Raw genomic sequence first — 13,961 nt, forward strand, 5'->3', positions numbered from 1 at the left:
TTTGAATCATCAGGGTCTTCCGGGTCAATCAGAAAGATGACAAGGGCTAAAATAGAAAGTTATTTAGCCCTTCATCACTTGAATGAAAGGGAGTCAAGCAATGAATATGAATACACCGCTCGAAGGAATGAAAATATTAGACGTCTCTACGATGATCGCTGCCCCCTATGGCGCGGTGCTTCTAGGGGATTTTGGTGCAGAGGTCATCAAAGTCGAGATTCCTGGTAAAGGCGATACGCTGCGGCATGTTGGCCCTTTTGCAGAAGGTGAACCACTTAGATGGTCAGGTCTCTCACGGAATAAGAAATCTCTAACACTGGATCTGCACAAAGACGAAGCAAAAGACATTTTTAAAAAGCTTGCAGGTCAGGTCGATGTGTTGATTGAAAATTTTCGCCCTGGAACTCTCGAAAAATGGAGCGTGGGGTACGACGTATTAAAAGAAATCAACCCTCAATTAATTATGATTCGTGTATCGGGTTATGGACAAACGGGTCCGTTTAAGGACAAGGCCGGATTTGGAACACCTGCGACGGCGTTTAGCGGATTTACATATATTCAAGGGTTTCCAGACCGGCATCCAGTCAGTCCTTCCTTTTCTTTAACAGATTATATTGCAGGCATATATGTGGCGTTTGCTACTGTGACAGCGATGTATTACAGAGATACACATTCAGAAGGAACTGGGCAAATGGTGGATTTGGCCCTCTATGAATCTGTGTTTCGTATGTTAGAATTTTTGGTTGCAGAATATGACAAGCTTGGGAAGGTGCGTGAGCGTTCACCGGGGTTAAGCGGTCATTCAAGCCCTGCCGGCACCTATGTGACAAAGGATGGGCATTATTTGGTTCTTGTGACGAGTACGGATTCGACCTTCAATCGATTGGCAGAGGCGATGAATCGATTAGATTTATTAGAGAATGAAAAATTCGCGGTCAATGCATCTAGGCTGAAGCATAACAAAGAGATGGATGCGATCGTCTCTCAATGGATCGCGTCGAAAACAAGGGATGACGTATTAGAAATTCTAGATACTCATGGCGTTCCTGTGAGCCCAATTTTAAGTATTCAGGATATTTTCGAGCATCCGCAATTTAAAGCACGAGAGAATATCGTCGAGGTGCATCACCCCCGTCTTGGAAAAGTAAAGGTGCCTGGGATCATTCCAAAGTTTGAAAAAACACCCGGAAGTATCCGGCACATTGCACCTGATTTAGGCGAACATAATTATGAGATTTTAACAAATATGCTTGGCTTAACAGAAGAAGAGTGTAAACAATTGGAGGAAAAAGGGGTTATTTAAGGCGCTCAACCGAACCGCACGCTGCGGAAACAAAGGAGGATGGTTATGAAAGTGCATTCAGAACTGAAGGGGAATGAATTGCGGCCCGCTTATATGAAGCCAACGAAAGCCCGTTTTGGCATATTGATTCTGTTGTTTTTTATTACCGCCATTAATTATATTGATCGAGCCAGTGTATCCATTGTTGCACCTGCTATTCAATCTTCATTGCAATTAAATCCTGCCTTATTAGGCCTCATTTTTTCAGCATTTAGCTGGACATATACAGCGATGCAAATACCAGGCGGTTTTATTCTCGATAAATTTGGCTCAAAGGTAACGTATGGGATATCACTCATTACTTGGTCTATTTTCACAGGCCTGCAGGCGTTTGCGAACAGCTTTGCCTTTTTATTCGGCTGTCGTTTGTTTATTGGGATTACAGAATCTCCCGCATTTCCTGCGAATAACCGCATTGTCACCACATGGTTTCCAAGGCGGGAACGGGCTTTTGCGACAGGTGTTTATACTGCTGGAGAGTATGTGGGTCTTGCATTTGCGACACCTCTTCTTTTTTGGATCATGACGACTTTCGATTGGAGAACCGTCTTTATTACGGCAGGTGCGCTCGGTATCATATTTGCTTTCTTTTGGTACAAGTATTATCACGAACCGAAAGAGCATCCGAAGATGAATGAAGAGGAGTTAGAATTGATTCGGCAAGGCGATGGACTGACAGTAGCATCACAGGGGAAGCTGAAATGGGCAGACTTTGCCGCCCTTCTAAAATATCGTAAATTGATTGGGCTCTATATTGGCCAATTCTCTGTAGCGTCTACACTTTTTTTCTTTTTAACATGGTTTCCGACCTATTTAGCAGAGGCGAAAAATATGGCATTTCTTAAGGTAGGTTTTGCGGCTTCTCTTCCTTATATTGCTGCATTCTTTGGGGTATTGTTTGGAGGTTATGTGTCTGATTGGCTGCTTAAAAAGGGCGTATCCGTTAATGTAGCGAGGAAGCTGCCGGTAGTGATTGGCTTGCTTCTGACGAGTACCATTGTTTTAGCGAACTTTACAACGAATATTCCGCTTGTGCTGACCATTTTATCCATCGCTTCATTTGCACAAGGACTGTCTAATATCTCTTGGACGATGCTGTCTGAAGTGGCACCAAGGGAAATGGTTGGTCTGGCTGGCGGTGTATTTAACTTTTTTGCTAATTTAGCTGGGATCATCACTCCGCTTATTATCGGATTCATCGTGTCGGCGACAGGCTCATACAACGGGGGTATTTTATTCGTCAGTTTAGTCGCATTAGGCGGGGCATTGTCGTACATTTTTATCGTAGGGAAAATTGAACGTATTCAATTAAAACCAGAGTGAGAAAGCAAAAGAGAACTCAAACCAAGTTGAGTTCTCTTTTTTATGAATAAAAGATAATAGTGATGATCGTTGCACATGCGATACCCATGCTGATATAAAAGCCAGCAAACCATATATTCCAGCGAGTGATACGGTAAGGGTTGACCTTCATCAAATCAGCTAACAGGGAGACAGAAACATTAAAAGGACTAAACATGACAGTTGATGTTCCAGCAACGATAAGCATGATGGCAATGGGAAGAGCAGGAAGTTCTTGGATGACAGGTGCCATCATGCTGACTAACAAAGCAAGCGAGACGAGCGGGTGAAAACCGCAAAGAGCGGTGATCAGAAAATATAACCCAATGACACAATAAACCAAAATGGCATCGTCTGATATACTGACAATAAATGCTTGAATCGGCTGCATACTGTTTGTGGCAAGCAGCATATCGACAAAGAAGCCAGCACTTAAAAATAGACACATATAGTTGGAGAGCTGACGGGTTCTTTCTTTCCAATGAGGGACAGAGACGGCGATATATTGTTTTCTTTTTTTGATGACAGAAGAGAATAATAGAGCAAATGGAATAATGGTTAGCACAACAGCGAATAAATAGCCTTTCCCAATCCATGCATCGACAAGTGAGACGGCTGTCATAAAACTCAGCAGCATGAAAGCAAGCTGAAGGGTTTTTCGCTTAATTCGACGAGGATTGGAGTTTGTTTCTGCGGACTGAATGATGTTTGGGAATCGTTTGCTTTGACGAGAGAAGAGCATCCAATCTGTCGCCAGCACGATGACCATTAAACCAAAAGTAACGGGTGCGATTTGATAATATTTGAGTTTGGTTGCATCAATGGTGACGCTTACGAGCACTTCAACAGGACTCCAGCTTAAACATAATGCATATGACCTTAAAAGGTTACGTGTATAAAGATGTTGTCTCACTTGTTCTTTTAGGGAATCCAGCGACGGTTTGAGCGATGTATATAGTAAGGGGATCGTCGCGATATTTAAAAACATGCCAAGAATATGAGTGACAAATGAACTCTTGCGATAAAGCTGGTTTGTGCTCGTTGTATGCAGTGTGAGCAGTTTATTTAATTGTGTATCGAAATGTCCAACATGTATGAGAGAATGAATAAAAGGCAGCATGAAAAATAGAGAAAGCAAGCCTAGCATGGAATGAAAGTGAAGAAAAAACGTGTGCAATGGCTCGTCGGATAAGAAAAATAAGAACAAGCCAATCATGAGAAACATAGCACCTGTTTTCAAATAAAGCCCACTTGCTTTCTTAAAAGAAATGATGAGCGAAGCAGCGGCCAGCAGACCAACAAAATAGGAGAGTATGGGAGCGGGAAATAGTTGATGAACAATATATAGGCTAATAAGAAGTGTAAAAACGAGCAGGTACATTCAAATATCTCCTCCATCAAACCTCTCCAATCGTTTTTATTCCGACTGGTGGAATTTGTTTTCTTTTAGTGGAACGTTTAAAATGGATTATAGCAAAATCGATCGTTTATGTCGATAAGAAATCAAAGGGGAAAAGGAGAAAGTGAACATGGCTGATAAGAAGTCAAAAGAAGAATCAGGACTGCGTACGGTTCAGCGCGCTTTGGATATTCTTTATTGTTTTAGTGAAGAACGTCAAGAGCTGACGCTAACGGAAATTTCAAAAGAGATGAATTTAGCAATGTCTACTACAACGAGACTGCTCAAGGCACTTGAAATGAATCATTTTGTGGAAAAGAATCCAGACACAATGAAATACCGATTGGGTCAAAGACTTTATCTCCTTGGATACATTGCAGGGAAGTCCATTAAATTGAGAGAACTGGCTAAACCACTCATGTACGCACTTCGTGATGAAACAAAAGAAACCGTCAACCTGTATGTACTGGATGCAACAAGCAGGGTTTGTATTGAACAGGCGGAAGGGCTGCAATCGATTCGACATCTTGTCAAGGTTGGTGAGAAGCTGCCGTTATACGCAGGTGCAGGCGGAAAGGTATTATTGGCATTTCAAAGTGAAGAATTTCAACAAAAAGTATTAGCGTCTGAGGCTGATCATGTGATGAGAGATGACTGGCAAAAGGAATGTAAACATATTCTTGACACGTATACTTCTTGCAGCATCGATGAACGAGAGGTAGGATCTGCGGCAGTAGCGGCACCAGTCTTTAACATTCATGGGGAAGTGAAGGCTTGTTTATCCATATCTGGTCCAACCCAACGGTTTACTGAAGAAGTCATTCCCCAGCTGCAGCAAAAAGTGAAAGAACAGGCACAGAGGCTTTCTGAACAGCTCGGCTACGTCGTCAAACACAATTTTTAAGATTGCCTATCTTTTCGCGCTCCATTTATCATATAATAGAAACGTTATGTAGCATTCCTTGTCGTAAGGAGGACGTGTCACGATCATGAAAATCAATAGAGAAATCCCTGTAAGACAGCGGAATATTGTTCTCATTGGCTTTATGGGTGTTGGGAAAACAACCATTGGTCAGCTAGTTGCCAAAAAGCTATATCGAGATTTTATTGATGTCGATCAGGAGATTGAGAAAAAATACAACATGACGATTCCAGAGATGTTTCAGCAAAAAGGAGAAGCATTCTTCAGACAGGCTGAAAAGGATTATATCGTCGATTTATGCGAACATACACAACTCAAGATCGTCTCACTTGGAGGCGGTGCATTCAAACAGGAAGAAATCAAACGTGCCTGCTTGAAGCATTGTACGGTTCTTTTCCTTGACCTATCTTGGGAGAATTGGAAGCAGCGGCTTGATATTTTAATTGAAAACCGCCCTGTTCTTCACAACCGGACGCTTGATGAAATGAAAGAGCTGTTTGAAGAACGCCGGGAGATTTATTCTCTTCATAACTCCAGGGTGGAAACAGATCATTTAGAGGCTGAGGAAGTCGCCAATTATATTGTGGACACACTCAAGCTTGGCTGGGATTTATATTCGAAATAAAAAAAGTCTACCGTTTAGGGTAGACTTTTTTCTATTGATGTCTTTTTCTTCGTAGATAGGATGATGTTTTGACAGTAAAATTTATTTATCCTTTTTTTGGTGTATTGACGTTTGGGAAAAGAGGTATCATACTTCAACCAGTTCATGAAGATGAGGGTTTTTTTGGTTGATATGGTAAACAAAATTTATCCCTTATTTTATTTTTTGGAAAAATAAAATAGTATCTAAAATTCAACAATAGTTTTTTGAATTATTAAAATTTTAAAAAAATAATGTTGACACCTCCGGCAATATCATTCTATGATAGTTTACGTAAACGCTTACCGTAAACGTTTACTATAACGAATGGGGAGGAATTTGTTTATGAAAAATAAAGAAAAATGGAGCGGTGTATTCCCGGCTGTCTTAATTCCTTTTAAAGATGACTATTCAATTGATGAACCTGCTTTTCGTAAGCTTGTCCGTTGGGTGGCGGATCACAAAGGGATTAACGGGATCGTTGTCAATGGACATACTGGCGAGATTATGACTTTACTGCCACATGAACGAGCTGAAGCAGTGCGCATTGCAGCCGACGAATTAAAAGGGGAAGTACCTGTCATTTCTGGGGTTTCTGCAGAAGGGACAATTGAAGCGATCCAGCATGCAAAAGCCGTTGAAGAAGCTGGTGGTGAAGGTATACTTCTCATGCCGCCACATTCATGGCTAAGATTCGGTATGCAGCCTGAATCACCTGTCCAATTCTTTAAAGATGTTGCAGAAGCGATTGACATTTCAATCATTGTCCATCAATATCCAACATGGACAAAAACCTCATATACAACCAGTCAATTACTAGAAATGTCGGAAATTGAGAATGTTGTTTCGTTTAAAATTGGTCAAAGAGACATGGCACAATACGAGGTCGATGTACGGGCATTGAAAAAACATGCACCAGATGTATCGTTACTCACATGTCATGATGAATATTTATTGCCAACATTGGTTCAAGGCATTGATGGAGCACTTGTAGGTTTCGGCTGTTTCGTGCCAGATTTGATCGCTGAACTTGTGAAATGTGTGGAAGAAAAAGACCTTGTAGCGGCTAATAAAGTTTACGATAGAATCTTTGAATTAAAGCATGCTGTGTATAAAATGGATGAACCTTCATCTACTTCTCATCTGCGCATGAAGGAAGCGATGTATCAGCGAGGTTTGATCAGTAGCTCGCTTGCTAGGAAGCCGGTATTACCTTTAACTGATGAGGAAAAAGAAGAAATTCGCCAGGGCCTTCAAAGTGTTGGTTTGCTTAAGGAAAACGTCGGTAGATAACAGACCATTGATTTCATGATGAAGGTGAGTCAGGTTATAATAGTGTATAAAACAACAGACTCCCGGAGGTATGAAATGTGTCAGTAAGTATTAAAGATGTCGCATTGAAAGCTGGAGTGTCTATCGCCTCTGTTTCCAGAGTATTAAGTGGTAAACCAGGAGTAGGTGCTCAAACGGCTGAAAGAATCAAACAAGTGATTGATGAGTTAGGCTATCGCCCTAATTTAGGAGCTAGAGGGCTCGTTAAAAGAAAGACTGGCAATATAGCTGTCGTGGTTCCGCGTGGTTCATATATTTTGAATAATCCATTTTTTTCGACGATTTTAGATGGTATTGCGAAGGAATTAGATGAAACTGAATTCAATATGTTGATGTCATTTACATCTATACAGCAGCAGCGATTACTTGAAACACAGGCTGTAGATGGTGCCATTTTATTTTCTCCAAGAAATGAAGAATTGAGTATGGATTGGTTAAAAAGTTTAGCTATTCCCATTATTGTTGTTGGAAGTTACTTAGAGGATTCTCCTTTCCCATGTGTCAGGCCAGATGATGAAGAAGGTGTGTGTCAATCCGTAACGGCCTTATTTGAGAAAGGTCATCGAACCATTGGGCTGGTCAATGGTCCAATGAGTTCGATGCATAGTGTGAGGTACTACAAGGGATATGAGCGCACACTTAAAAATTTAGGGTTAACAATGAACAAAGAACTTGTGTTTGAGCTAGATGAATTTGATGGGGGAAAAGTAGTAGAAGTGGTTTCTCAATTTCTCCAAGGAAACCAGCACATGACTGGAGTTGTTTGCTCTTCAGATTTTTTGGCGATGGGGGTCATGAAAGCTGCAGATCACGCAAATGTGTCCATACCTCATGACTTGTCAGTCGTTGGTGCCGATGATGTGCCCATTGCAAGTTTTCTAACCCCTTCTTTATCTTCAGTTCATGTAGATTTAGTTGGAATGGGGAGAAAAGCTGTTTCTTTATTAACACAGGTATTAGAAGGAGAACAGTTAGAGGCGATGGAACATATCTTCCCTATGTACTACATAGATCGGGGCACCACGGGAACGCCAAAAAAGAAATGATAGATGCTGAAAACTCGTATGAACGCTCTAGAATGTCTCTTGATTTAAAATGTAAGCGATTTCTTTAGCGCTCTTCGGCATGTACTTTTGCATCATTTCCTCTAATAAGGAGGAGATATCATGACGTTAGAAGTCAGCGGAAATTCAAATTCTCATGATGGGCAAGTTGTTGATAGAGCTTCACAACTATTGACGAGAATGGAAAGTGTACCTTTTTCTAGATGGCATTTAAAGCCTCGTATCATTATGGGATCTGCCACCTTTTTTGATGCTTTTGATGCTCTGTCTTTAGCGTTTGTTCTCCCAGTTCTCATCGGCATGTGGAGTTTATCACCTGCTCAAATTGGTCTTCTTATTGGGTCTGGTTATATAGGACAAGCGATTGGTGCCATTTTCTTTGGATGGTTAGCAGAAAGGCGTGGCCGTGTTTTTAGTGCAAAGTGGACTATACTCCTCATGTCCGTCATGAGTATTGCATGTGTGTTTTCAGGTAATTTTATGGCACTGTTTATTTTTCGTTTTATACAAGGAATTGGGGTAGGGGGAGAGGTGCCGGTAGCAGCCTCATATATCAATGAGCTATCCCGGGCTCAAGGGAGAGGCAGATTTTTTATGCTTTATGAGATGATTTTTCCTTTAGGGTTAATGATCTCAGCTCAAATCGGCGCATTTGTTGTACCTAGCTTTGGGTGGAAGTGGATGTTTTTAATTGGAGGCATTGGAGGTCTAATCGTCTTTGTATTCTTTTTTATGTTACGTGAATCTCCAAGATGGCTTATTTCGAAAGGCAGATTAGATGAGGCCGAAAGAATTATTGAAGAAATTGAAGCTAGTACTGACAAACGAATGCCTGTAAAACAAGTATATAATAGTACTGAAAAGGGCGATTGGAAAGAGCTTTTTTCAACTTTTTACCGTAAAAGAACATTGATCGTATGGGGACTATGGTTTTCTGCCTACTTTGTATCGAATGGTTTAAATAACTGGTTACCAAGTCTTTATAATACGGTTTACAATTTGCCAGTTGGAGATTCATTAAGGGCAGCCTCTCTGACAAATATTTTACAGACCGTAGGTGTATTCGCTTGTGCATTTTTAATTGATAAAGTAGGACGAAAGCGCTGGGCAACCATTGCATTTATCGTAACAGGTGCTTTATTAACGGCTTTATGGATCAGCGGAGCGAGTTCTCCAGAAAGTGTGATCTATTTAGGGTCCGCTGCTTACGGAATGATGGGGACAATTACAGTTCTTCTCTATTTATATACACCTGAAATTTATCCAACACGTATGAGGGTGATTGGAACGGCATTTGCTACTGCTTGGCTTAGGCTGGCCTCAGCGATTGCTCCTATTATGATAGGCTTTATTTTAGAGGTGAGCGGTGTTTCAACTATTTTTATTCTTTTCGCAAGTGTGACTGTAGTGGGAGCAATTCTTGCTTTTAAAATGATCGAAACGCGTGAGAAAGTATTAGAGGATATTGCACCGTGATTGACGCACGCAGTGAAGAACTTATTCCAAAGAGGGTAGGTTCTTTTTTTATTCAGAGGATCTACGTACAATTTTTAAAATGCCTAACCTATCTCCGTTCTTTTATCTTATAATAGAAACACGATGTAGCACTCCTTGTTGTGAGGAGGGACGTGTCACAAACATGAAAAGCAATACCTGTGAGACAGTGAAGATGTATATTCGAAATAAAAAAGTCTACCGACGAAGGTAGACTTTTTCTATCAGTTTAATTCTTGATTCCTTGAATGAGTGCAGCTTTTAAGCAGAAGGAAATAGGCTGCTGCTGTGCATCGAATTGAAGCTGAAATAGCTGCTTTGTATCAGGGTCTGCGGCTTGAAGATGGGAAACGATCTCCTGTTGGACATTTTCTGGTGTGCGTCCACGTGTGATCCAGTCCTGATAATCAATTTGCAGATCCCAGTAACGAACCTCTTTTTGAGTCAGTTTGTTGGCAGCGAAAAGCTCTTCCCATTCTGATAATGAGCTTTCTCGCACATGAGAAGGATCTCTAAGTCTATTTAAGTGATTAATGAATGAATCCTGTGCCGCATTCTCAGGTGCATAATGGTCGACGAGCAGAAATGCGCCGCCTTTTTTTAAGACCCGGCTGATTTCGGACATGGCTGCGGGAAGGTTTGGAAAGTGGTGAGCGGCAAACCGGCACGTCACGATATCAAATGATTCATCAGCGAATGGCAATGCTTCTGCGGCTGCCCGTTCAAAAGTAATATGTTCCAGCTGGCGTTCTTTTGCAAGTGCTGCTGCAACCTCGATCATTTTTTGCGTGACATCAATGCCGATGCCTTTAGAAATTGTGTTTGAAAAGGAAAAAACGGTATGACCTGCCCCGCAGCCGATATCAAGTAAATGCTCATGACCTTTCGCATTTACTGTCGCTTTCATCCATTCCAGCTCTTCTCCGGCTGAAAATATAGGTGAATCTCGATAGTTCTCGGCATTTTGTGAGAATTGGTTTTCAGCTTTAGCATATGGATTCATTTCTTCTCCCCCTTTTGTTGTCTCTGTATCGTAAAATTCCTTTTGTTATTTGTCTAAGACATAAAAGATATGACATGAATAGTTAAAACCTATGAGGTGATGTAAGTGGATATACGAATGATGGAATATGTCATGGAAGTGTACCGGCAGAAAAGTTTTACAAAAGCAGCGGACCAGCTTCACATTGCACAGCCTTCTTTAAGCCAACAAATAAAGAAACTGGAAGAGGAATTAGACACCCCCCTATTTATTCGAAAGTATGGACAAGTCACACCCACCCCTCAAGGGAGTCGGTTCATTAAAAGGGCTGAGAACATTTTGAAGGAAAGAGATGATTTGCTGCGTGAAATGGGAGAAGCAGCTTATGAGGTGGGGAAAGAGCTGAACATTGGAGCGCCAGCTGTCACAGGGGGATATGTCTTGCCTGGTTTATTAAAAACCTTTTGTCAAACGTATCCCCATGTTCACGTTCAACTAATAGAAGAATCACCTCGTGAGCTAGAAAAACTTCTATTGGCTGGTCAGCTGGATTTGGCTATTTTATCTATGCCTGTCGAGCATGAATCATTGAAAACGAAACACATGCTGACAGAGCCGCTTCTTCTTGCAGTACCGCCATCTGCTCAACCTTGGTTACAGGCGGAATTGAACGATATCATCAATCAAGCAAATCAGAAAGGGGCTGTTCCGTTTCGCCTTCTGGAAGACGCAGCATTCATTATGCTGAAAGAGGGATACGGCTTTCGGCAAGTGGTCACGGAACTATGTCTTCAACATGGTTTTCAGCCGAAGATAACCTTTGAAACAAGTCATATTCAAACAGCGCAGGCATTGGTCAAAAATGGACTAGGTGTGACAGTTGTGCCGAAAATGGTGGCACAAGAGGACAGAAACGAAGTCACTTATTTGAAAATTGATTCATGCCCAACCCGCACTCTTGTGTTTGCATATGTGGAAGAAAGGTATTTAACGAAAGCAGCTCAAGCCCTAATGGACCTTTATCAAAAAGCTTAAACAAACGTTTAATTAAATGCAAAAAGCAGGGGAGCACCCTGCTTTTTAATAAATATCCAGACGCTGATCTGTCATCACAGGAATCTGCTGTCTCACTTCATCCACTAGCTGAAGGTCAATGTCCGCATAATAAATGTCTTCCTCATGGTTTGTTTCAAGTAAAGTACGGCCAAGTGGATCAATCACCATGGAGTGTCCAGGGAATTCAGTGTCTCTGCTTGTGCCTGTTCTGTTAACAGCAATCATAAATGACTGATTTTCAATCGCTCTTGCGATAAGCAAGCTGCGCCAATGATCCACTCTTGCTGACGGCCATTGCGCCGTATTGATAAGCACCTTCGCCCCTTTGTTGACAAGTGTTCTGGAAAGCTGCGGAAAGCGAAGGTCGTAGCAAATCATCGCCCCGATCTTCACATCCTCATCATAGTCAAATAAACCAAGCTGATCACCAGCGGTTAAATAGTTGTGCTCATCCATTAAGCGGAACAAATGAATTTTGTCATAATCGACTAAAAGCTCACCTTGGCGGTTAAATCCATACATCGTGTTGGTGATCCTCTCATCTTCTGTACGCTTGTTCAATACACTTCCTGCAATGAGAACGACTTGGTGCTTACGGGCAAAGGAAGAGAAAAGCTGTTTTGTTCGTTCACCGTTTACATCCGCCAGCTGATCGGCTTTTTCAAGAGCGTAACCAGTATTCCACATTTCGGGTAAAATGATCAGATCAGGCTGCTCGCGGATCGCTTCTTCTAAAAATGCTTCTGCTTTTTGAAAGTTCACATCAGGTTCTCCAATTTGTACGTCCATCTGGACAAGGGCGATTTTCATACAGGTTCCTCCTTTATTCATGATTACGAATGTGAAATCCATGAATGGATCGATCGATTTTTTTGACTGAGAATCTCTAGTTTTCAAGCCAGTTTCTTTATCATAAAGGTTTCAATCTTCTTTGCCAATAGAAATGTCAGAAGGTTTTGTCTTTTGTAATGAAAATGTCTTTCTTCGTCAAGAAAACAGTGATATGATACACACAACTAATAAAACAAAGGGGGATAGTAGGATATGCAATTGTTTGATTTACCGTTAGATGAGCTAAAAAAGTATAAACCGAAGAAAACAGCACGTCCTGATTTCTCAGACTTTTGGAAGGCGTCGCTTGAAGAACTGAACCAAGTGGAGGCAGAGCCAGCACTTGAACCTTATGATTATCCAGTAAAGGGCGTTAAGGTGTACCGCCTGACGTTTCAAAGCTTTGGTCAATCTCAAATTGAAGGCTGGTATGCGGTACCAGATCAAACAGGTCCGCATCCAGCACTCGTTCGTTTTCATGGCTATAATGCAAGCTATGACGGCGACATTCATGACATCGTCAATTGGGCACTGCATGGCTATGCGACATTTGGCATGCTCGTCCGCGGTCAAGGCGGCAGTGAAGATAAGACAGTGACACCAGCAGGGCAGTCTCTGGGATGGATGACAAAAGGTATTTTATCGAAAGAGACCTACTATTATCGGGGTGTTTATTTAGATGCGGTTCGAGCGCTCGACGTGATTCAGTCCTTCCCAGAAGTGGATGAACACCGAATCGGCGTGGTGGGCGGCAGCCAGGGTGGTGCACTAGCGGTTGCAGCTGCAGCACTTTCAGACATTCCGAAGGTCGTCGTGGCAGATTATCCGTACTTATCAAATTTCGAACGTGCGGTAGATGTGGCATTGGAGCAGCCTTATTTAGAAATCAATTCATACTTTCGCAGAAACAGCGATCCAGAAGCGGAAGAAAAGGTATTTGAGACGTTAAGCTATTTTGATTTAATCAATTTAGCCGGATGGGTGAAACAGCCCACGTTGATGGCAATCGGTTTGATCGACCAAATCACCCCCCCATCTACTGTGTTTGCGGTATACAACCATTTAGAAACAGATAAAGATTTAAAGGTGTACCGCTATTTTGGACACGAGTACATCCCGGCTTTTCAAACAGAGAAGCTTGCCTTCTTACAAAAGCATTTAACGAATTAAAAGAAAAGAGGCCACTCTCTAGGAGGCCTCTTTTTTAATAGCTCGTATTCTGTCTCGTTTTTTCATCAGGCACTAACGCGGTGATAATGAGAGCAAGGGCAGTGATGATATGAAGAATGAATCCGAGAATCGGAATCCATGCAAGACAGGATGTGACAATTCCAATGATACTTCCAATCATTGGTCCCTGGTCTCGCTTCGATAAGACGAGTGTGATAATATGCAGAATAAGCATGACCATGAGCGGTGAATAGCCATTACTGATAACGAATAGACCTCCGATCACAGGGATAGCAAGGCAGGCTTCAAAAATCCCAGTGATCCATTTCATAATGCGAGATATAGACATCAGATCCAACTCCTTTTTCATATATGTCTTATTCGT

13 protein-coding genes are annotated in these 13,961 nt (G+C 41.7%); 9 read left to right on the forward strand and 4 right to left on the reverse strand.

The features are described from left to right. Positions 1–100: 100 nt before the first annotated feature. The gene (locus tag MHB83_RS06765; RefSeq protein WP_342496746.1) at positions 101–1,303 is read left to right on the forward strand and encodes a CoA transferase; all 1,203 of its coding nucleotides are present in this window, start codon (positions 101–103) and stop codon (positions 1,301–1,303) included. A 45-nt stretch (positions 1,304–1,348) separates the two neighbouring features. Continuing rightward, entirely contained in the window at positions 1,349–2,665 is a 1,317-nt protein-coding gene (locus MHB83_RS06770) for an MFS transporter (protein ID WP_050943265.1), read from the forward strand. A gap of 40 nt (positions 2,666–2,705) precedes the next feature. On the opposite strand, the gene MHB83_RS06775 is transcribed toward MHB83_RS06770, so the two are convergent. Then, positions 2,706–4,064: a hypothetical protein gene (locus MHB83_RS06775; RefSeq protein ID WP_050943263.1), complete on the reverse strand. Its 1,359-nt coding sequence runs from the start codon at positions 4,062–4,064 to the stop codon at positions 2,706–2,708. Between the two features lie 148 nt (positions 4,065–4,212). Here MHB83_RS06775 and MHB83_RS06780 point away from each other — a divergent pair, with 148 nt between their 5' ends. The 5 genes from MHB83_RS06780 (at position 4,213) to MHB83_RS06800 (ending at position 9,519) form a co-directional block, all read left to right on the forward strand. After that, the gene (locus MHB83_RS06780) at positions 4,213–4,986 is read left to right on the forward strand and encodes an IclR family transcriptional regulator (protein ID WP_253621876.1); all 774 of its coding nucleotides are present in this window, start codon (positions 4,213–4,215) and stop codon (positions 4,984–4,986) included. A gap of 85 nt (positions 4,987–5,071) precedes the next feature. Further along, the gene (locus MHB83_RS06785) at positions 5,072–5,629 is read left to right on the forward strand and encodes a shikimate kinase (RefSeq protein ID WP_003214270.1); all 558 of its coding nucleotides are present in this window, start codon (positions 5,072–5,074) and stop codon (positions 5,627–5,629) included. 363 nt (positions 5,630–5,992) lie between these two features. Further along, positions 5,993–6,940 carry a dihydrodipicolinate synthase family protein gene (locus tag MHB83_RS06790; protein ID WP_003213849.1) on the forward strand — a complete coding sequence of 316 codons (948 nt, stop codon included), beginning with the start codon at positions 5,993–5,995 and terminating at the stop codon, positions 6,938–6,940. 77 nt (positions 6,941–7,017) lie between these two features. Continuing rightward, a complete protein-coding gene (locus MHB83_RS06795; RefSeq protein ID WP_003213988.1) occupies positions 7,018–8,025 on the forward strand; it encodes a LacI family DNA-binding transcriptional regulator in 1,008 nt (335 codons plus the stop codon). 120 nt (positions 8,026–8,145) lie between these two features. Then, positions 8,146–9,519, forward strand: a complete 1,374-nt coding sequence (locus tag MHB83_RS06800) for an MFS transporter (protein ID WP_106035951.1) — start codon at positions 8,146–8,148, stop codon at positions 9,517–9,519. Positions 9,520–9,766: 247 nt separating this feature from the next. Here MHB83_RS06800 and MHB83_RS06805 read toward each other — a convergent pair whose 3' ends face one another. Beyond that, positions 9,767–10,540 carry a methyltransferase domain-containing protein gene (locus MHB83_RS06805; protein ID WP_342496747.1) on the reverse strand — a complete coding sequence of 258 codons (774 nt, stop codon included), beginning with the start codon at positions 10,538–10,540 and terminating at the stop codon, positions 9,767–9,769. A gap of 117 nt (positions 10,541–10,657) precedes the next feature. Between MHB83_RS06805 and MHB83_RS06810 the strand changes: the two genes are divergently transcribed. Further along, a complete protein-coding gene (locus tag MHB83_RS06810) occupies positions 10,658–11,554 on the forward strand; it encodes a LysR substrate-binding domain-containing protein (protein ID WP_342496748.1) in 897 nt (298 codons plus the stop codon). A gap of 45 nt (positions 11,555–11,599) precedes the next feature. Here MHB83_RS06810 and MHB83_RS06815 read toward each other — a convergent pair whose 3' ends face one another. Next, the gene (locus MHB83_RS06815; RefSeq protein WP_342496749.1) at positions 11,600–12,385 is read right to left on the reverse strand and encodes a carbon-nitrogen family hydrolase; all 786 of its coding nucleotides are present in this window, start codon (positions 12,383–12,385) and stop codon (positions 11,600–11,602) included. Positions 12,386–12,619: 234 nt separating this feature from the next. Here MHB83_RS06815 and MHB83_RS06820 point away from each other — a divergent pair, with 234 nt between their 5' ends. Beyond that, positions 12,620–13,576 carry an acetylxylan esterase gene (locus MHB83_RS06820; protein WP_050943250.1) on the forward strand — a complete coding sequence of 319 codons (957 nt, stop codon included), beginning with the start codon at positions 12,620–12,622 and terminating at the stop codon, positions 13,574–13,576. A gap of 34 nt (positions 13,577–13,610) precedes the next feature. On the opposite strand, the gene MHB83_RS06825 is transcribed toward MHB83_RS06820, so the two are convergent. Next, positions 13,611–13,925: a hypothetical protein gene (locus MHB83_RS06825; RefSeq protein ID WP_012008865.1), complete on the reverse strand. Its 315-nt coding sequence runs from the start codon at positions 13,923–13,925 to the stop codon at positions 13,611–13,613. Positions 13,926–13,961 lie beyond the last annotated feature (36 nt).

Source organism: Bacillus sp. FSL K6-3149, from assembly GCF_038630515.1.
GTDB classification, from domain to species: domain Bacteria; phylum Bacillota; class Bacilli; order Bacillales; family Bacillaceae; genus Bacillus; species Bacillus pumilus.

Excerpts from the sequence above, each read along its gene's own strand:
- MHB83_RS06765 (WP_342496746.1), top strand. The coding sequence starts at position 101 with ATGAATATGAATACACCGCTCGAAGGAATGAAAATATTAGACGTCTCT.
- MHB83_RS06770 (WP_050943265.1), top strand. The coding sequence starts at position 1,349 with ATGAAAGTGCATTCAGAACTGAAGGGGAATGAATTGCGGCCCGCTTAT.
- MHB83_RS06775 (WP_050943263.1), bottom strand. The coding sequence starts at position 4,064 with ATGTACCTGCTCGTTTTTACACTTCTTATTAGCCTATATATTGTTCAT.
- MHB83_RS06780 (WP_253621876.1), top strand. The coding sequence starts at position 4,213 with ATGGCTGATAAGAAGTCAAAAGAAGAATCAGGACTGCGTACGGTTCAG.
- MHB83_RS06785 (WP_003214270.1), top strand. The coding sequence starts at position 5,072 with ATGAAAATCAATAGAGAAATCCCTGTAAGACAGCGGAATATTGTTCTC.
- MHB83_RS06790 (WP_003213849.1), top strand. The coding sequence starts at position 5,993 with ATGAAAAATAAAGAAAAATGGAGCGGTGTATTCCCGGCTGTCTTAATT.
- MHB83_RS06800 (WP_106035951.1), top strand. The coding sequence starts at position 8,146 with ATGACGTTAGAAGTCAGCGGAAATTCAAATTCTCATGATGGGCAAGTT.
- MHB83_RS06805 (WP_342496747.1), bottom strand. The coding sequence starts at position 10,540 with ATGAATCCATATGCTAAAGCTGAAAACCAATTCTCACAAAATGCCGAG.
- MHB83_RS06810 (WP_342496748.1), top strand. The coding sequence starts at position 10,658 with ATGATGGAATATGTCATGGAAGTGTACCGGCAGAAAAGTTTTACAAAA.
- MHB83_RS06815 (WP_342496749.1), bottom strand. The coding sequence starts at position 12,385 with ATGAAAATCGCCCTTGTCCAGATGGACGTACAAATTGGAGAACCTGAT.
- MHB83_RS06820 (WP_050943250.1), top strand. The coding sequence starts at position 12,620 with ATGCAATTGTTTGATTTACCGTTAGATGAGCTAAAAAAGTATAAACCG.
- MHB83_RS06825 (WP_012008865.1), bottom strand. The coding sequence starts at position 13,925 with ATGTCTATATCTCGCATTATGAAATGGATCACTGGGATTTTTGAAGCC.